The following is a 16,962-nucleotide window of genomic DNA, read 5'->3' as shown; positions in this document are numbered from 1 at the left end:
CCTGCCCCAGGGTCCGTTCGCCGGGGCGCCGGGGCGTCGCCAGGCCGGACGAGCGGCGCGGTCGGTACCCGCGGCGGCCCCGGGTCGCGCAGAATGGACGCGGGACTACCGAGCCGCGACGGAGAAGGCAACACGCCGTGGGCGACAGAAGAACTGGGAGAGAATCGACGCCGTGAGTGCTGCGATGCGAAGCCGTACCCCCGACCGGCTCTGTGCCGAGGCCGTCGAACTCGCCCGCCAGGCTGCCGAGGAGGCCGTCGGGCCCGAGGCCGTCGGAGCGCACCTCGGTGTGCAGGCGGACGCCGACCGCGTCGTCACCCACAGCTTCGAGTGCCTGGACGCGGCCTACCGCGGCTGGCACTGGGCGGTCACCGTGGCCCGCGCTCCGCGCGCGAAGAACGTCACCCTGGACGAGGTCGTGCTGCTGCCCGGCCCCGACGCGGTGCTGGCGCCGGAGTGGGTGCCGTGGAGCGAGCGACTGCGCCCGGGCGACATGGGCCCCGGCGACCTGCTGCCCACCGGCGCCGACGACGCGCGGCTGGAGCCCGGCTGGAGCGGCGAGGACGAGCCCGCCCCGAACTCCGCGGTCGCCCTGGCGGCCCAGGAGGACGTGGTCGTCTCCGACCCGCACGTCCAGCCCGCCCCGGCCCGTGCCCAGATCAACGCCGTCGCCGAGGAGCTCGGCCTGGGCCGCAGCCGGGTGCTCTCCCGGCTGGGCCTGCACCTGGCGGCCGACCGCTGGGAGAAGGCCCACGGCCCGCAGACCCCGATGGCGCAGGCCGCCCCGGCCGCGTGCGGCAGCTGCGGCTTCCTGATCCCGATCGGCGGCTCGCTCGGCCAGGCCTTCGGCGTGTGCGGCAACGAGTTCGGTCCGGCCGACGGCCAGATCGTCTCCTTCGCGTACGGCTGCGGCGGGCACTCCGAGGCGGCCGTCATCCCGGCCCCGCCGGCGCCGTCCGAGCTGATCCTGGACGAGCTGGTGGTCGAGCCGCTGCAGCTGCACCCCGACCGTGCCTCCGGCTCGGTCGAGCCGGACGCCCCGGCGGAGGAGCTCGGCCACTCCTGAGCCGGCCACTCCTGAGCTGGTTGCTCCTGAGCCGGCGCTGACCGAGCCCGCTTCTTGATCCGCGGCCCGTCCCACTGAACCGGTGGGGCGGGCCGCGGCGTTCTTCCGGGTAGGGGCGCCTGCGAGGCCGCGGGGCCCCGCCCGCCTGCTGTCCGTGGGGATTCCCCCCAGCCCACGGGCGGCAGCAGGGTGGGCCGTCGGACCCGGCAGTGGGGTGCCGCCCCGACGGCCCCCCTACCCCCTCGCTCCCCGGCCCCCTCCCCGCCGCCCCCTTCGCCGCCGCCGGTGCCCCTGGGACGGGAGTGCCGGACCGTACGGTCGGACCCGCCGCCGCCGAGCCGTCCCCGCCTGCGGATTCCCGCGCCGGGCCCGACTGCGCGCCGCCCCCGGAGCGGGCCGTGGTCGGGAGCAGTCGGTGGGGCAGGGAAGAATGCCCTACGACGTACAGGGCGGCGGAAGGCGGCAGGTCCAGTGGAACCTCGGATCATCGGCAGCGGCACGGACGAGCACCTCGCGGACCCGTTCGGGAGCGCCGCGCTGCGCCGACGGGTGCTGGACGCCTGGGCCGCCTCGCCGGCCCGGTTCCGGGAGGACGCCAACGCCGAGGAGGAACTGGCGCTCGGCGGCTACCGCGACCGCCTGGTGGTCGAGTTGGCGCAGAACGCGGCCGACGCGGCGGTCCGGGCCGGGCACGGCCCCGGGCGGCTGCGGCTGACCCTGGCCGACGGCGTGCTCGCCGCCGCCAACACCGGCGCCCCGCTGGACGCGGCGGCCGTCGAATCGCTGTCCACCCTGCGCGCCTCCTCCAAGCGCGGTGAGGAGCCCGCCGTCGGCCGGTTCGGCGTCGGCTTCGCCGCCGTCCTGGCCGTGACCGACGAGCCCGCCGTGCTCGGCGCCGCCGGCGGGGTGCGCTGGTCGCTGGGCGAGGCCCGCTCGCTCGCCGAGGCGCAGCCCGCGCTGGCCGACGAGCTGCGCCGCCGGGACGGCCACGTGCCGCTGCTGCGGCTGCCGTTCGCGGCCGAGGGCCCGGCGCCGTCCGGCTACGACACCGTGGTGGTGCTGCCGCTGCGCGACGCCGCCGCCGAGGACCTGACCCGCCGTCTGCTGGCCGCCGTCGACGACGCCCTGCTGCTCACCCTGCCGGGCCTGTCCGAGGTCGTGGTGGAGACCCCGGAGGGCACCCGCACGCTCACCCGCGAGGCCGCCGAGCCCCGCCCGGACGGCGTCACCGAGGTCACCGTCACCGACGACGGGGGCGGCCGGCTGCGCCGCACCGTCTGGCAGACCGCCGGCGCCTCCGGCCGGCTGGACGCCGAGCTGCTCGCCGACCGGCCCACCGAGGAACGCGCCCGCCCGTACTGGACGGTGACCTGGGCCGTCCCGGTCGAGGAGGACGGCACCCCGCAGCGGCCCGCGATCGCGCCGGTGCTGCACGCGCCCACCCCGAGCGACGAGCCGATCGGCCTGCCCGCGCTGCTGATCGCCTCCTACCCGCTGGACTCCACCCGCCGGCACATCGCCCCCGGGGCGCTCGCCGACTTCCTCACCGAGCGCGCCGCCGACGGCTACACCGACCTGCTGCGCGCCCGCGGCGCCGACCTCGGCTCGCTCGGGCTCGTCCCCGGGCCGCTCGGGCAGGGCGCGCTGGACAACGCGCTGCGCGCGGCGGTGCTGTCCCGGCTGCCCGGCACGCCGTTCCTGCCGCACCCCGGCGGGGTCGAGGAGGGCACGCCCGCGCTGCGGCCGCAGGACGCCACGCTGCTGGAGGGCGCGGACGGCTCGGTGGTGGAGGCGCTCGCGCCGATCTTCCCCGGGCTGCTGCCGGCCGGGCTGGAGCGCCGCACCGAGCTGCGGGTGCTGAACGTGCGCCGGGTGCCGCTGGCCGACGTGGTCGACCAGCTCGGCGGCCTGGACCGGGACCCGGCCTGGTGGCGCAACCTGTACGCGGCGCTCGGCGCGGCCGACCCGGAGGCGCTCGGCGCGCTGCCCGTCCCGCTCGCCGACGGACGGACCGTCACCGGTCCCCGGCGGGTCCTGCTGCCCTCCGAGGACGCCGACTGGGCGGCCTTCCCCGGCTACCCCGAGTCGCTGGCCGGGGCGCTCGCCGCGCTCGACCTGCGGCTCGCCCACCCCGAGGCCGCCCACCCGCTGCTGGCCAAGCTGGGCGCCGGCACCGCCACCCCGGCCGGGGTGCTGGACACCCCCGAGGTGCGGGCCGCCGTCGCCCGCTCCTACGAGCTGACCGACGACGACCTGGACGCCGCGCTGGAGCTGGCCGACGCCGTCCTGGCCCTGGTGAAGGCCGCCGCCCCGGCCGTCGGCGAGCACCCCTGGCTGGCCCGGCTGGCGCTGCTGGACGACGAGGGCGAGCCCGCCCGCGCGGGCGAACTGGTGCTGCCCGGCAGCCCGTTCGCCGCCCTCGCCCGCGAGGAGGACGCCGGCTGGGTGGACGACGAGCTGCTGGAGCGCTGGGGCCCCGAGGTGCTCACGGCGGTCGGCGTGCTGGCCGACTTCGTGCTGGTGCGCGCCGAGGACGTGGTGCTCGACCCGGACGACCTGGAGCGGCTCGACCCGACCGTCCCCGCCGACCGGGCGGCCGGCGGCCACCCCACCGGGCTGCTGGACGAGGCCCCCGACGGGCTCGCCGAGTGGGCCGAGGACGCGCTGGAGGCGCTGAACGCCGACGAGGTGATCGGGGTGCCGCCGGTGGCCGCCGAGCTGCTGGCCGTCCGCGACCTCGACCTGGTGGACGACGACGCCTGGCCCGAGGCGCTCGCCGCGCTCGCCCGCCCGCCGTACCGGGACGCCGTGGTCAACCCGGTGCGCACCCTGCTGCCCGACGGCACCTACACCGACCTGCCGCCGTACACCGCCTGGTGGCTGCGCGACCACCCGGTGCTGGGCGGCCGCGAGCCCGCCGGGCTGCGCGCCGCCGGGGCCGACCCGCTGCTGCGCGGCCTGTACGACGAGGCCCGCACCACCCTGGACGACCAGTTCCTGCACGCGCTCGGGGTGCGCACCACCCTGGCCGCGCTGCTCACCGAGCTGCACGGCCCGGACGAGGTGCTGGACCGGCTCACCGACCCGGCCGCCGAGGTCGGGCACCGCCAACTGCACGGCATCCACAGCGCGTTGGCCCGGGTCGACCGGGACCGGATCGAACCGCTGGACGTGGTACGGGCGTTGCCGCCGCTGGACCCGGCCACCGGGCGCCGCCCGGACCACACGGTGGTCGTGGACGCCACCGAGGCGGTCGTCGCCGATGCCCCCGACCTGGTCCAACTCCTGCACCCGTACCCGCTGTTGCCGGTCGCCCCGGCGCTCGCCGCGGACCTCGCCGAGCGGCTGCACGTGTCGCTGGCCAGCGAGGTGGCCGGCGGGCGGGTGCTCTCGGAGGGCGTGCTGCACCGCGTCCCGGCCGTGGTGCGGGAGCTGCTGCCCGGCTGCCCGGTCGCCTACGAGGAGCACGAGGAGCTGCTGGTGGTCGGCCCGGACGGCGGCGAGGCCGCCGTCGACTGGCGCTGGGACCGCGAGGCGGACGCCCCGGAGCCGCCGTACGACCCGGAGCTGGCCGAAGCCGGCGACGAGGACGACGAGTTCGAGGTGCCGCCGGTGCCCGGGCTGCTGCACGCCGCCACCCCCGAGGGCCTGGCGGCCGGGCTCGCCTGGTCGGTCGGGCAGTGGCACCGGCGGTTCGAGGTGCTGGCCGCGCTCAGCGAGCCGGACCGGGCGTACGAGCTGTCCGCGGCCCGGGACTTCGAGGGCTGAGCTCAGTCGTCACGCGGCTTGAGCCGCAGGTAGACGGTGGTGGTGACGGTCAGCCAGACCGCGCCGAGCGTCACCATCGCCGCCGACTTCAGCGCCGGCGTCGGCCTGACCGCCAGGCCGACGCCCGCCATCGCCAGCGCCGTCAGCCCGGCCGCCAGCAGTCCGCCCAGGAAGGCGGTGAACGCCTCCAACTCCCCACCCTTGCGCGCCATTCGGCACCCCCTTTCGGGGACATGCTACGAGCTGCGCCTCGCGTCGGGCCGTGTCACTCCATGACGTGTCACGCCGGGTGGTGTCACTCCATGCCGCGGCGCTTCATCCAGGCCCAGGCGAACTCCAGGACGACGCCGCAGACCACCGCGATGGCCACGCCCGTCCACGGGTCCCGCTGGCCGACCAGGGAGAGCTGGAAGAAGTCCGACAGCCACGGCACCAGCAGCACCAGCGCGAAGGCGAAGCCCATGGTGCCGATCAGCAGCAGGCGCCACCAGTTGTACGGGCGGGCGACGATGGCGAGCACCCAGATCGCGATCAGGAAGAGCGTCAGGGTGGCCACGCTGGTGTCGGCCTTGAGGTCGGTGGCGTGGTCGGCCCGGGCCAGCGCGTAGGCGACGAAGGTGCCGGTGCCGGCGATCGCGCCGCCCGGGATCGCCAGCCGCAGTACCCGCTTCACGAAGCCGGTGCGGGCCCGCTCGTTGTTGGGGGCGAGGGCGAGGAAGAAGGCCGGCACGCCGATGGTGAGGGTGGACAGCACGGTGGAGTGCCGGGGCAGGAACGGGTACGGCGAGTGGGTGAAGATCACCAGCAGTGCCAACAGGACCGAGTAGACGGTCTTCACCAGGAACAGGCCCGCGACCCGCTCGATGTTGCCGATCACCCGGCGGCCCTCGGCGACCACCGAGGGCAGGGTCGCGAAGGAGTCGTTCAGCAGCACGATCTGGGCGACCGCCTTGGTGGCGTCCGAGCCGGTGCCCATCGCCACGCCGATGTCGGCGTCCTTGAGCGCGAGCACGTCGTTGACGCCGTCGCCGGTCATCGCCACGGTGTGGCCGCGCGACTGCAGCGCCCCGACCAGCTGGCGCTTCTGCTGCGGGGTGACCCGGCCGAAGACGCTGGTCCGGTCGGCGGTCTCGGCGAGCTGCTCCGGGTCCGTCGGCAGGGTGCGGGCGTCCAGTGGGCGGTCCGCGCCGGGCAGTCCGAGGTGGCCGGCCACCGCGCCGACCGAGACGGCCGCGTCGCCGGAGATCACCTTGGCCCGGACGTTCTGGCCCTCGAAGTAGCGCAGGGTGTCGGCGGCGTCGGCGCGCAGCCGCTGCTGGAGCACCACCAGGGCCAGCGGGGTGAGCCCGGCGGCCGGGTCGGGGGAGTCCAGCGGGACGGGCGTGCGGCCGAGCAGCAGCACCCGCAGGCCCTGGGCGCCCAGCTCGTCCACCTCGGTGAGCGCCGGGTGCCCGGCGGGCAGCAGCACGTCCGGGGCGCCGAGCAGCCAGCTGGCCTCGCCGCCCTGGGGCTCCAGCAGTTGCACGCCGCTCCACTTGCGGGCGGAGGAGAAGGGCATCGCCTCGATCACCCGCCAGCCGCCGCCGCCCGGGCCGGCGCCGTCGCCGCGCCCGTACGCGTCGATCACGGCCTGCATGGACGGGTTGGGGCGGGCGTCGGTCCCGGCCATCACGGCGAGCGCGTGCTTGACGGTCTCCGGGTCGACCGGGGCCGGCCCGCCGTCGGCGATCACCCGCAGGTCGATGACGTCCATGCCGCCCTCGGTGAGGGTGCCGGTCTTGTCCAGGCAGACGGTGTCCACCCGGGCCAGGCCCTCGATCGCCGGGAGCTCCTGGACCAGGCACTGCTGGCGGCCCAGCCGGATCACGCCGATCGCGAAGGCCACCGAGGTCAGCAGCACCAGGCCCTCGGGGACCATCGGCACGATGCCGGCCACCATCCGGCGCACCGCCTCGCGCCAGTCGCGGCCCTCGACGGCGAGCTGGCTGATGATCAGGCCGAGCGCGGTGGGGATCAGCAGGTAGGTGATGAACCGCAGGATGCTGTTGATGCCGCTGCGCAGCTCCGACTTCACCAGGGTGAACTTGCTGGCCTCCTCGGCCAGCTGCGCCGCGTAGGCCTCCCGGCCGACCCTGGTGGCGGTGAACGCGCCCGCGCCGGCCACCACGAAGCTGCCGGACATCACCTGGTCGCCGGGTTGCTTGAGGACGGGGTCGGGCTCGCCGGTGAGCAGCGACTCGTCGATCTCCAGGCCGTCCGCCTCGGTGACCTCGCCGTCGACGATCACCTTGTCGCCGATGCCGAGCAGCACGGTGTCGTCGAGGACGATCTCGGAGACGGCGATCTGCTGGACGGCGCCGTCCCGGCGGACCTGCGGCTTGGCCTCGCCGATCAGGGCCAGGCTGTCCAGGGTCTTCTTGGCGCGCAGCTCCTGGATGATGCCGATCGCCGTGTTGGCCACGATGACCAGGCCGAACAGGCCGTCCTGGAGCGGTCCGACGATCAGGATGATCCCGAACATGATGCCGATGATGGCGTTGAAGCGGGTGAAGACGTTGGCCCGGACGATCTCCTGGGTGGACCGGCTGGACCGTACCGGTACGTCGTTGACCTGTCCGTTCGCCACCCGCTCGGCCACCTCGGCGGTGGTCAGGCCGCCGCGCCGGCCGGGCAGCAGCCCGAGCGGGTGCGCTCCGTCGGGGCGGTCTCCGGCAGTCGGCTGCTCTTCCGCGGGCTGGGCAGGCTGCGTCATGGCACCGACTCTACGGGCGCCTTATGTCCGATGCGTGCTACTAAAGGACTATTCAGTCCGACTGGGTGGCAGGGCCGGAACCGGTCCCGGAGTCACCGCCGTCCGCCATCCGCGCGGCGGCGTCGGCGGCCTCGGCGGCGCGGCTGCGGGCGATCGCGTCCCGGCGGGCGCGGCAGTACCAGAGGCCGATCAGGCCGAGCAGCCCGCCGGAGAGGCAGATCCACGGCCAGGTGCCGTGGCCGTGGTCGGAGAGGGTGCCCTGGAAGGGGAGCAGGGCGAGGAAGCCGACGAACCACAGCACCGTGCCGGCGCCGACGATGGCGACGTCATTGGCCTCCAGCGGAGGGGGCGAGGGGTGCAGCGGCGTCTTGGGCATGGGGCCTAGCGTACGGTGCGCGGGGGCCCCGAGGGGTGTGGCGGGCGCCCGGTCGGCCCGGCCCGGGCTCTACGCGCGAAGATAGCGCGTGTGCGACCGGGAAACCATACTTAAAGGTCCACGCCCGGCCACCGTCGCCCCGGGCGGTCCCCCTCTCCTCAGCTCCCCCACAGAGGACGCACGCATGCCTGTGGTCCAGCCGACCACCGAGTCGCCCGAACCCGCGGAATCCGCGCCCACGCCCCCCACCGGCGCCCTGGACCGCTACTTCAAGATCAGCGAGCGCGGCTCCAGCCTGCCGCGCGAGATCCGCGGCGGTGTCGCCACCTTCTTCACCATGGCGTACATCCTGGTGCTGAACCCGATCATCCTGGCCAGCGCCACGGACATGACCGGGGCCCACCTGGACAGCGCCCAGCTGGTCACCGCCACCGCCCTCACCGCCGGTCTCACCACCCTGCTGATGGGCGTGATCGGCAACGTGCCGATCGGCCTGGCGGCCGGACTCGGCGTCAACACCATCGTGGCGCTCCAGCTCGCGCCCAAGATGACCTGGCCGGACGCCATGGGCATGGTGGTGCTGGCCGGCTTCGCGATCATGCTGCTGGTCGCCACCGGCCTGCGCGAGCGGGTCATGAACGCCGTGCCGCTCGGCCTGCGCAAGGCCATCGCGATCGGCATCGGCCTGTTCATCAGCCTGGTCGGCCTGGTCGACTCCGGCTTCGTCAGCCGCATCCCGGACGCCGCCCACACCACCGTCCCGCTCCAGCTCGGCGGCAACGGCCACCTGCTCGGCTTCCCGGTGCTGGTCTTCGTGTTCGGCCTGCTGCTGACCCTGGTCCTGGTCATCCGCAAGGTGCCCGGCGCCATCCTGATCAGCATCGCGGCCTCCACCGCGCTCGCCCTGGTGCTCGACAAGGTCGCCGACGTCCCGGCGCTCAAGTGGGGCCTCACCGTCCCCACCTGGCCCGGCAACCCGGTGGCCGCCCCGGACTTCGGCCTGGTCGGCAAGGTCAGCCTGTTCGGCGGCTTCGAGAAGGTCGGCGTGCTGACCGGCGTGCTGTTCGTCTTCACCGTGCTGATGTCCTGCTTCTTCGACGCGATGGGCACCATCCTCGGCGTCGCCGACGAGGCCCACCTGCTGGACGAGAAGGGCGACCTGCCCGGCATCAACCGGATCCTGATGGTCGACGGCATCGCCACCGCGGCCGGCGGCGCCACCTCCGCCTCGGCCAACACCTGCTTCGTCGAGTCCACCGCCGGCGTCGGCGAGGGCGCCCGCACCGGCTTCGCCTCGATCGTCACCGGCCTGCTCTTCGTGGTGGCGCTGTTCCTCACCCCGCTGGCCACCATGGTCCCGGCCCAGGCCGCCACCCCGGCCCTGGTCACGGTCGGCTTCCTGATCCTGGCCAACTCGATCAAGGAGATCGACTGGGCGGACTACACCATCGCGATCCCGGCCTTCCTGACCATCGTGATGATGCCGTTCACCTACTCGATCACCAACGGCATCGGCTTCGGCTTCATCGCCTTCTGCGTGCTGCGGCTGGCCGCCGGCCGCGGCCGCAGCGTGCCGGTGGCGCTGTACGTGGTGGCGGGGGTCTTCGCCTTCTACTACCTGATGCCGGCCTTCGGCCTGCTCTGACAGTCGTACGGCTCCCGAGGGCCCTCCCCGCATCGACGCGGGGAGGGCCCTCGGCGTTTCTCCTAGTGCACGCAGAACTCGTTGCCTTCCGGGTCCTGCATGACGGTCCAGGCGCCGCCGGGCTCGGCGACCTCGCGCAGGGCGGTGGCGCCGAGGGCTTCGAGGCGGGTGACGGTGGCCGCGCGCTCGCCCGGGCCGGGGTGGACGTCCAGGTGGAGGCGGTTCTTGGCCCGCTTCTCCTCCGGGACGGCCTGGAACAGGATGCGGCGTCCGAGGCCGGTGTCGGAGGCCGGGTCGTACGGGTCCTCGGGGTGGCGGACCGCGGCGAGGGTGCGCCAGGCCGGGTGGCCGTCCACCTCGGTGAGGGCGTCCGGGGTGATCGCGCCGGCGTCCAGCAGTCGGGCGATCAGGGCGGCGTGGTCCTCGACGGTGTAGTCGAGGGCGGCGCCCCAGAAGGCGGCCTGGCGGTGCGGGTCGGCGCAGTCGATGACGAGTTTCCAGTGCAGCGGCATGTAACCGGTTATATCGGTTACCGCTGGGAGGGGCAATCACCGGCGGTCGGAAGGTGTCAAAAAGGCGACCGTGTAGGGCAGTTGGCGGCGGGAATACTGCCTGGACGGAGATGGGGAGGGGACTCGACCGATGGTGCAACAGGATCCGCCCGGGGGAGTCGAGGCGCGACTGCTGCCGGAGCTGTTCTGGCGGGCGGACAAGGCCTCGCTGGACGGGCAGCGCGAGACGCTCCGCTGGCACCGCGGACTGATCGCCATGCTGGTGGTCGCCGCGCTGATCGGCTCGCTCCCGGGCCCGGACCACAAGGGCGACAGCGATATCAAGCCACTGTTCTCGGTGGCCGCCTTCCTGATCGCCGGCTACTTCTGGTCCCGGCTGCGGCGCAGCAACCCGCAGGGCCGGTGGTACGAGGCGCGGGCGGCGGCGGAGTCGGTCAAGACGCTGGCCTGGAAGTACAGCGTCCGGGCCCGGCCGTTCGGCGGCGAGGCCGACTCGCCGGACGCCGACCGCGGTTACCTGCTGCAGGTCGAGGACGTGCTGCGGGCCTTCGAGGACCCGGAGATCGTGCCGCCCGGCAGCGTCCCGGAGATCACCGAGGAGATGCGCCGGGCCCGGGCCGGGAACATCGCCGCCCGGCGCACCCTCTACCTGCGCACCCGGGTCGAGAGCCAGCGGACCTGGTACCGCTCCCGGGCCGACTCCTGCGAGTCCCAGGCGGTCTCCTGGGGGCTCGGCATCGCGACGCTGATCATCATCGGCGCCGCGGCGGCGATCGCCCAGGCCACCGGCGCCCTGGAGGTGCACATCTTCGGCGCCAGCTCGGCCGCGGCCGCGGCGATCATCGCCTGGACCCAGCTCAAGCAGCTGCGCCCGCTGGCCGCCGCGTACCAGCTGGCCGCGCGCGAACTGGAGAACGTCGGCAACCAGCTGTCCGACCTCGACCTCAAGACGCCGGACGCCGAGGAGCGCTGGGCGCGGCTGGCCGCCGAGGCCGAGGACGCCGTCTCCCGCGAGCACACCACCTGGCGGGCCCGCCGGGCGTTCCCGCGCTGACGCTTCCCCTCCGGCGCCAGCCCAACTGCGGGGAGGGGATGGGGAGATCCGGCGAAGCGGGGCCACGCCGGGGGCACAGGTGTGCGGGGTGCGTGAGAGTGGGGCGCCGGGGCGCGGAACGTGACCATTACGTGTCCATGCCCTGGTTTCATCACCTCCGCGCGACCCGCAGTCCCTGCTCGGAGGCCCCCTGTGCGCATTCTCCTGATCGCCACCGCGTTCAACAGCCTGACCCAGCGCGTCCACCTCGAGCTGCGCGAGCGCGGCCACCAGGTCGCCGTCCAACTCGCCCTCGGCGACGAGCAGATGAGGGAGGCGGTGGCCCGGGTCGACCCGGAGTTGATCGTCTGCCCGATGCTCACCAGGGCCGTCCCGGCCGACATCTGGTCGACCCGGACGGTCCTGATCGTGCACCCGGGCCCCAAGGGCGACCGCGGCCCCTCCTCGCTCGACTGGGCGATCACCGAGGACGCCCGGCGCTGGGGCGTCACCGTGCTGCAGGCCGTCGAGGAGATGGACGCGGGCGACATCTGGGCCTCCGTCGAGTTCCCCGTCCCCGACTGCGGCAAGAGCGAGCTGTACCGGGGCGAGGTCGCGGACGCCGCCGTCGAGGCGGTCCTGCTGGCCGTCCAGCGGTACGAGGGCGGGCTGTACACCCCCGAGCCGCTGGACTACGACCGCCCCGACGTGCGCGGCGAACTGCGGCCCCTGCTGCGCCAGGAGGCCCGCCGGATCGACTGGCAGCACGACGACACCGCCACCGTGCTGCGCAAGCTGCGCGCCGCCGACTCCCAGCCCGGCGTGCTGGACGAGCTGTACGGGCGCGAGTTCTTCCTGCACGGCGGCCACCCCGAGGACGAGCTGCGCGGCCCCGAGCCCGGCGCCGTGCTCGCCACCCGGGACGGCGCGATCTGCCGGGCCACCGTGGACGGCGCGGTCTGGATCCCCCAGCTGCGTCCGCGCCGCACCCCCGGCGGGCCGGTCACCTTCAAGCTGCCCGCCGCGACGGTGCTCGCCGACGAGCTGCACCGGGTCCGCGAGGTGCCGGTGACCCCGGAGCAGGCCGCCCGGCGGACCACCTGGTCGGAGCTGCGCTACCACGAGGACGGCGAGGTCGGCTTCCTCGAATTCGGCTACGCCGGCGGGGCGATGAGCACCGAGCAGTGCCGCCGGCTGCTGGCCGCCTACCGGGCGGCCGCCGACCGGCCCACCTCGGTGCTGGTGCTGGGCGCGCCGCGGGACTTCTACTCCAACGGGATCCACCTCAACGTCATCGAGGGCGCGGCCTTCCCGGCGCTGGAGTCCTGGGAGAACATCAACGCGATGGACGACCTGGTCGAGGCCGTCCTGACCACCGACGACAAGCTGACCGTCGCCGCGCTGGCCGGGAACGCGGCGGCCGGCGGCCTGATGATGGCGCTGGCCGCCGACGAGGTGTGGTGCCGGGATTCGGCGGTGCTCAACCCGCACTACCGGCTGATGGGCCTGTACGGCTCCGAGTACTGGACGTACACCCTGCCGGCCCGGGTCGGCGCCGAGCAGGCCGAGCGGCTCACCACCGAGGCGCTCCCGGTCGGGGCCGAACACGCCCGCCGGATCGGCCTGGTGGACCGCACGGCCGGCGGGGACGCGGCGGAGTTCCGCCGCTGGACGGCCCGGGAGGCCGCCCGGCTGGCCGCCTCGCCGGAGCTCACCGGGCGGCTGGTGGACAAGAAGCGCCGCCGGGCCGAGGACGAGGAGGCGAAGCCGCTGGCCGAGTACCGGGCGGAGGAACTGCGCCGGATGCACGCCAACTTCTACCGGGCGGGCGAGCCGTACCACGCGCTGCGGCGGGACTTCGTGCGCAAGGCCTGCCCGGTGGCCACGCCGGAGCACCTGACCGGACTGCTCGGCCGGCCTTAGGGCCCGTCTCCCGGAACGACGACGGCCGGCCGGGGTGCGGGACCCGGCCGGCCGTCGGCTTCGTGTGCGCTGCTCAGCGCCGGGCGGTGGCGCCGTCCAGCGGCTGGCGCCGCCGCTGCCGCTGCTCGGGGACGCGGGCCGCCCGCGGGGGCAGCGGGGCCGCCGGGCCGACCAGCAGCGGCTGGGTGGACGGCTTGCTCGGGGAGACGGCGAAGGCCAGCGAGCCGAAGAACACGTAGCAGCCGAGCCCGACCCCGAGCGGGAAGATGAACTGCAGCGCCATCACCCCGTCCTGGGTGGGCTGCGAGGCGTCCAGTCGGACCGAGAGCGCGGCCATGCCGGTGTAGTGCATCGCGCAGACCGCGACGCCCATCACCGGCGCGGCCGCCAGGACGGCGAGGGTGCCCCGGATGTTCAGCGCGGCCCAGAGCGCGGCCGTCGCGGCGAACACCGCGATGCCGACCGACAGCCACACCGTGACGTGGTCGTAGCCGAGCCGGCCGGGCAGCACCATCGCGGCCATGCCCAGGTAGTGCATCGCGGCGACCCCGAGCCCGGTGGTCAGCCCGCCGACCAGCAGGGACAGCACGGGACTGCTGCGCCAGTACCCGACGGTGAACAGCCCGATGCCGACCACCGCGACGGCGACCAGCAGGCTGAGCACGGTGAGCCCCGGCTGGTAGGTGATCTCGGCACCGGTGACGGAGAAGCCCAGCATCGCGATGAAGTGCATCGACCAGATGCCGGCGCCGAGCGAGGTCGAGGCGAAGAGCAGCCAGACGGCCCGGGTCCGGCCCTGCGAGACGAGCGCCCAACGGGCGCTGCGCAGCGCCACGAAGGCGCCGAGGCAGGCGACGAAGTACGAGACCGCCGGTGTCACCCAGCCGTGGTCGGCATGATGGATCTCACCCAATTGAGCTCCCTGGACGAGGGGTTGCGGGCGCCAGGGTTCGGGCGGAGGGGGTCGGCCGGAGGCCGTGGAATGGGGGGTTCGCGCGCAGACGGGCGCGGAGGGGCTCCGCCGAAGGGGAGACCTGGCGTGGTGATGCCCCTGACAACCCGGGACAGTAACCACTGTCAGGTAGTCGCACAAGGTTCGTGCTTTTCGTGAAATCCCAGGTCAGGATGGACCTTTACGCGGCCTGCAAGATCTCGGCACCAAGCCCTGACACCGCCTGCGCACGTCCTGCGGGCGGCTTCGTACGTTACTCCAACGGGGCCAGCCCGAACGGGTGGCCAGCCGGGTCGATCAGCACCTTGAGCGTGCGGCCGTGCTGGTAGCTCGGCTCGGTCGCGCCGAGCGCGAGGGCCTTGGCGGTGGACTCCTCCAGGTCGTCGACGTAGAAGTCCAGGTGGAAGTGCTTGCTGCCGTCCGGCTCGGTCCACGGCTCCGGCCGGTAGCCCGTCACCCGTCCGAAGCCCAGCGGGCTGCCGCCCTCCGGGTTGTCCAGGATCGCGAAGCGCTCGTCCACGTGGCGGGTCTCCCAGCCCAGCAGCTCGCCGTAGAACGACGCCAGCGCGACCGGGTCGGCGCAGTCGATGGTGACCATGGCGAGCCGGGCGAAGCCGGAGTCGTCCGGCACGGACTGTGCGGAGTGCGCGGGTTGCTCGGAGGCGAGGTCGGACATGTCTGGTCGGCCCTTCCGGGAGGGGGAACGATCACCCATCACCAATATGGCACCGGGCCGATCCTCCGGCGCGGTGGGAACCCGTTTTTCTTTAGCTAGGGTAATGACGTAAGCTAAAGAGATGCCCGAGATGTCCGAGCCGGACCTCGCAGCGATCTCACAGCTGCGGTCGTCCACGATGCGCCTCTCCCGACGACTCAAACACCAACGGGTGGAGGAGTCGCTGAGTCCTACCGAGATGGGGGTGCTGGGTACCCTCGCCCGGTGCGGGAAGGCGACGCCGGGTGAGCTCGCCCGGAAGGAGCACGTGCAGCCTCCATCGATGACCAGGATCGTCGCGATGCTGGAGGAGAAGGGGCTGGTGCGGCGGGAGCCGCACCCCGAGGACCGCCGCCAGGTGGTCGTCAGCAGCACCGAGCAGGCCGAGGCGATCCTCGCGGAGAGCCGTCGGCGCCGAAACGCCTGGCTCGCCGAGCTCGCCCAGGGGCTCGACGACGAGGAATGGGCCGTCCTCAGGGAGGCCGCGCCCGTGCTCTACAAGCTCGCCCACCTGTAACTCGCACAGCTCGAGGCACACCGACCCCGGCCGGCCGCCGGGAGGAGAAGGAGCCCGCATCACCGCAGGACCGACCACCATGACCAGGAGCGCGACGGCCCCCGCCGGGGTCGTCGCGCCGCGAGGGGAGACCACCGTGACACCGCCGGCCGCAGCCAGCGCCGCCGCCCGTACCACCGACCCGACCACCGACCCCGCCGCGGACCGCACCGCGGCCGCCGACGCCCAGGCCCCCGCCCCCAGCGGACTGCCCGGCAGCGGCGACGACGACCCCGACGAACGCACCGCGGCGGACTCCGCCGCTCAGGGCCGAACCCGATCGGCCTCGTCCCCCACAGGCGCCGAGTTCACCAGGCCCCGGGGGATGTTCTCCTCCTTGCGCGTTCGCAACTACCGCTACTACTTCGCCGGCCAGGTGGTGTCCAACACCGGCACCTGGATGCAGCGGATCGCCCAGGACTGGCTGGTCCTGAGCCTGACCGGCAGCCCGCTCGCGGTCGGCATCACCACCGCCATGCAGTTCCTGCCGATGCTGCTGCTCGGCCTGTTCGGCGGCGTGCTCGCCGACCGGATGCCCAAGCGCCGGCTGCTGATCTACACCCAGGGCGCGATGGGCCTGCTCGCCGCGGGCCTGGCCGTGCTGACCATCGGCGACGTGGTGACCCCGTACTACGTGTACGGCTTCGCCCTGCTGCTCGGCCTGGTCACCGTGGTCGACAACCCGACCCGACAGGCCTTCGTGTCCGAGATGGTCGGCCCCAAGGGCCTCGCCAACGCCGTCAGCCTGAACGCCGCCAACTTCCAGACCGCCCGGCTGGTCGGCCCCGCCGTCGCGGGCCTGCTGATCGCCGCGGTCGGCAGCGGCTGGGCGTTCGCCGTCAACGCGCTGTCCTTCGCCGCCGTGATCGGCGGGCTGCTCGCGATGCGGGAGTCCGAGCTGCGCCCGACCGAGCCGATCGCCCGCGAGAAGGGCCAGCTGCGCGAGGGCCTGCGGTACGTGAAGGAGCGGCCCGAGCTGCTCTGGCCGATGGTGCTGGCCGGCTTCATCGGCACCTTCGGGTTCAACTTCCCGACGCTGCTCGCCGGATTCGCCCACGACACCTTCAAGGTGGGGGCCGGCGAGTACGGCCTGCTGAACACCGCGATGGCCGTCGGCTCGCTGGCCGGCGCGCTGCTCGCCGCCCGCCGCGGCGCGCCCCGGCTGCGCCGGCTGGTCGGCGCGGCGCTGGCCTTCGGCACCCTGGAAGTGGTCGCGGCCTTCGCGCCCGACTACTGGACCTTCGCGCTGCTGCTGACCCTGATCGGGGTGTTCGGGCTGAGCTTCAACACCTCGGTCAACTCGATGCTGCAGCTCGGCACCGACCCCGAGATGCGCGGTCGGGTGATGGGCCTGCTGGTGCTGGTCTTCACCGGCGGCACGCCGATCGGCGCCCCGGTCGTCGGCTGGGTCACCGCCTCGTACGGGCCCCGGCTGGGCCTGCTGGCCTGCGGCCTGGTGTCCGCGCTGGCGGCCGGCGCGGTCGGCCTGGTGCTGGCCCGCAGTGCGGACCTGAAGGTGCGGGTCGACCTGCACCCCGGTCGCGGCGGGCGCGTGGTGGCCGTCGTGCCGCGCGTCGCCCCGGCGCGCAAGTCCGAGCTGGCGCCTGCCTGCTGATGATTCATCAGAAAGCCCCGGGGTGCGCCCTCGGGGCTTTCTGACGGCT

Annotated in this window: 13 protein-coding genes; 7 read left to right on the top strand and 6 right to left on the bottom strand. The window is 74.1% G+C overall.

Annotated features, from left to right (window positions below):
* Positions 1-184 precede the first annotated feature (184 nt).
* Together ACFVXG_RS08545 and ACFVXG_RS08540 are read left to right on the top strand one after the other, a co-directional pair.
* Positions 185-1,066: a DUF3027 domain-containing protein gene (locus tag ACFVXG_RS08545; RefSeq protein WP_387925768.1), complete on the top strand. Its 882-nt coding sequence runs from the start codon at positions 185-187 to the stop codon at positions 1,064-1,066.
* 471 nt (positions 1,067-1,537) lie between these two features.
* Positions 1,538-4,834, top strand: a complete 3,297-nt coding sequence (locus tag ACFVXG_RS08540; RefSeq protein WP_387925557.1) for a sacsin N-terminal ATP-binding-like domain-containing protein — start codon at positions 1,538-1,540, stop codon at positions 4,832-4,834.
* Between the two features lie 2 nt (positions 4,835-4,836).
* On the opposite strand, the gene ACFVXG_RS08535 is transcribed toward ACFVXG_RS08540, so the two are convergent.
* The 3 genes from ACFVXG_RS08535 to ACFVXG_RS08525 form a co-directional block, all read right to left on the bottom strand.
* Positions 4,837-5,046, bottom strand: coding sequence for a hypothetical protein (locus tag ACFVXG_RS08535; RefSeq protein WP_387925556.1), 210 nt, complete (start codon positions 5,044-5,046; stop codon positions 4,837-4,839).
* Positions 5,047-5,129: 83 nt separating this feature from the next.
* Complete coding sequence (locus ACFVXG_RS08530) at positions 5,130-7,586, bottom strand: HAD-IC family P-type ATPase (RefSeq protein WP_387925554.1); 2,457 nt, start codon at positions 7,584-7,586, stop codon at positions 5,130-5,132.
* A 52-nt stretch (positions 7,587-7,638) separates the two neighbouring features.
* A complete protein-coding gene (locus ACFVXG_RS08525; protein ID WP_387925553.1) occupies positions 7,639-7,962 on the bottom strand; it encodes a DUF2530 domain-containing protein in 324 nt (107 codons plus the stop codon).
* 184 nt (positions 7,963-8,146) lie between these two features.
* On the opposite strand from ACFVXG_RS08525, the gene ACFVXG_RS08520 reads away from it, so the two are divergent.
* A complete protein-coding gene (locus ACFVXG_RS08520; RefSeq protein ID WP_387925551.1) occupies positions 8,147-9,607 on the top strand; it encodes an NCS2 family permease in 1,461 nt (486 codons plus the stop codon).
* 62 nt (positions 9,608-9,669) lie between these two features.
* Here ACFVXG_RS08520 and ACFVXG_RS08515 read toward each other — a convergent pair whose 3' ends face one another.
* Entirely contained in the window at positions 9,670-10,119 is a 450-nt protein-coding gene (locus tag ACFVXG_RS08515) for a VOC family protein (protein ID WP_387925549.1), read from the bottom strand.
* 130 nt (positions 10,120-10,249) lie between these two features.
* Here ACFVXG_RS08515 and ACFVXG_RS08510 point away from each other — a divergent pair, with 130 nt between their 5' ends.
* Both ACFVXG_RS08510 and ACFVXG_RS08505 read left to right on the top strand, forming a co-directional pair.
* Positions 10,250-11,173, top strand: a complete 924-nt coding sequence (locus ACFVXG_RS08510; RefSeq protein ID WP_387925548.1) for a DUF4231 domain-containing protein — start codon at positions 10,250-10,252, stop codon at positions 11,171-11,173.
* A gap of 192 nt (positions 11,174-11,365) precedes the next feature.
* Positions 11,366-13,075, top strand: coding sequence for a hydrogenase maturation protein (locus ACFVXG_RS08505; protein ID WP_387925546.1), 1,710 nt, complete (start codon positions 11,366-11,368; stop codon positions 13,073-13,075).
* A gap of 73 nt (positions 13,076-13,148) precedes the next feature.
* Here the strand turns inward: ACFVXG_RS08505 and ACFVXG_RS08500 are convergent, their stop codons facing one another.
* Both ACFVXG_RS08500 and ACFVXG_RS08495 read right to left on the bottom strand, forming a co-directional pair.
* Positions 13,149-13,988: an MHYT domain-containing protein gene (locus tag ACFVXG_RS08500; protein WP_387925544.1), complete on the bottom strand. Its 840-nt coding sequence runs from the start codon at positions 13,986-13,988 to the stop codon at positions 13,149-13,151.
* Positions 13,989-14,280: 292 nt separating this feature from the next.
* Entirely contained in the window at positions 14,281-14,703 is a 423-nt protein-coding gene (locus tag ACFVXG_RS08495) for a VOC family protein (RefSeq protein WP_387925543.1), read from the bottom strand.
* A 121-nt stretch (positions 14,704-14,824) separates the two neighbouring features.
* Here ACFVXG_RS08495 and ACFVXG_RS08490 point away from each other — a divergent pair, with 121 nt between their 5' ends.
* Positions 14,825-15,259, top strand: a complete 435-nt coding sequence (locus ACFVXG_RS08490) for a MarR family transcriptional regulator (RefSeq protein ID WP_350504977.1) — start codon at positions 14,825-14,827, stop codon at positions 15,257-15,259.
* A 79-nt stretch (positions 15,260-15,338) separates the two neighbouring features.
* Positions 15,339-16,913 (top strand): MFS transporter, encoded by a 1,575-nt coding sequence (locus ACFVXG_RS08485; protein ID WP_387925541.1) that lies wholly within the window; start codon positions 15,339-15,341, stop codon positions 16,911-16,913.
* The last annotated feature ends 49 nt before the right edge of the window (positions 16,914-16,962 follow it).

Source organism: Kitasatospora sp. NPDC058162, assembly GCF_042884005.1.
In the GTDB taxonomy this organism is placed as follows: Bacteria; Actinomycetota; Actinomycetes; order Streptomycetales; family Streptomycetaceae; genus Kitasatospora.
The sequence above is the reverse complement of the archived record's forward strand: the minus strand, read 5'-3'. Positions and strand labels throughout refer to the sequence as shown.

Excerpts from the sequence above, each read along its gene's own strand:
- ACFVXG_RS08545 (WP_387925768.1), top strand. The coding sequence starts at position 185 with ATGCGAAGCCGTACCCCCGACCGGCTCTGTGCCGAGGCCGTCGAACTC.
- ACFVXG_RS08535 (WP_387925556.1), bottom strand. The coding sequence starts at position 5,046 with ATGGCGCGCAAGGGTGGGGAGTTGGAGGCGTTCACCGCCTTCCTGGGC.
- ACFVXG_RS08530 (WP_387925554.1), bottom strand. The coding sequence starts at position 7,586 with ATGACGCAGCCTGCCCAGCCCGCGGAAGAGCAGCCGACTGCCGGAGAC.
- ACFVXG_RS08525 (WP_387925553.1), bottom strand. The coding sequence starts at position 7,962 with ATGCCCAAGACGCCGCTGCACCCCTCGCCCCCTCCGCTGGAGGCCAAT.
- ACFVXG_RS08520 (WP_387925551.1), top strand. The coding sequence starts at position 8,147 with ATGCCTGTGGTCCAGCCGACCACCGAGTCGCCCGAACCCGCGGAATCC.
- ACFVXG_RS08515 (WP_387925549.1), bottom strand. The coding sequence starts at position 10,119 with ATGCCGCTGCACTGGAAACTCGTCATCGACTGCGCCGACCCGCACCGC.
- ACFVXG_RS08510 (WP_387925548.1), top strand. The coding sequence starts at position 10,250 with ATGGTGCAACAGGATCCGCCCGGGGGAGTCGAGGCGCGACTGCTGCCG.
- ACFVXG_RS08495 (WP_387925543.1), bottom strand. The coding sequence starts at position 14,703 with ATGTCCGACCTCGCCTCCGAGCAACCCGCGCACTCCGCACAGTCCGTG.
- ACFVXG_RS08490 (WP_350504977.1), top strand. The coding sequence starts at position 14,825 with ATGCCCGAGATGTCCGAGCCGGACCTCGCAGCGATCTCACAGCTGCGG.
- ACFVXG_RS08485 (WP_387925541.1), top strand. The coding sequence starts at position 15,339 with ATGACCAGGAGCGCGACGGCCCCCGCCGGGGTCGTCGCGCCGCGAGGG.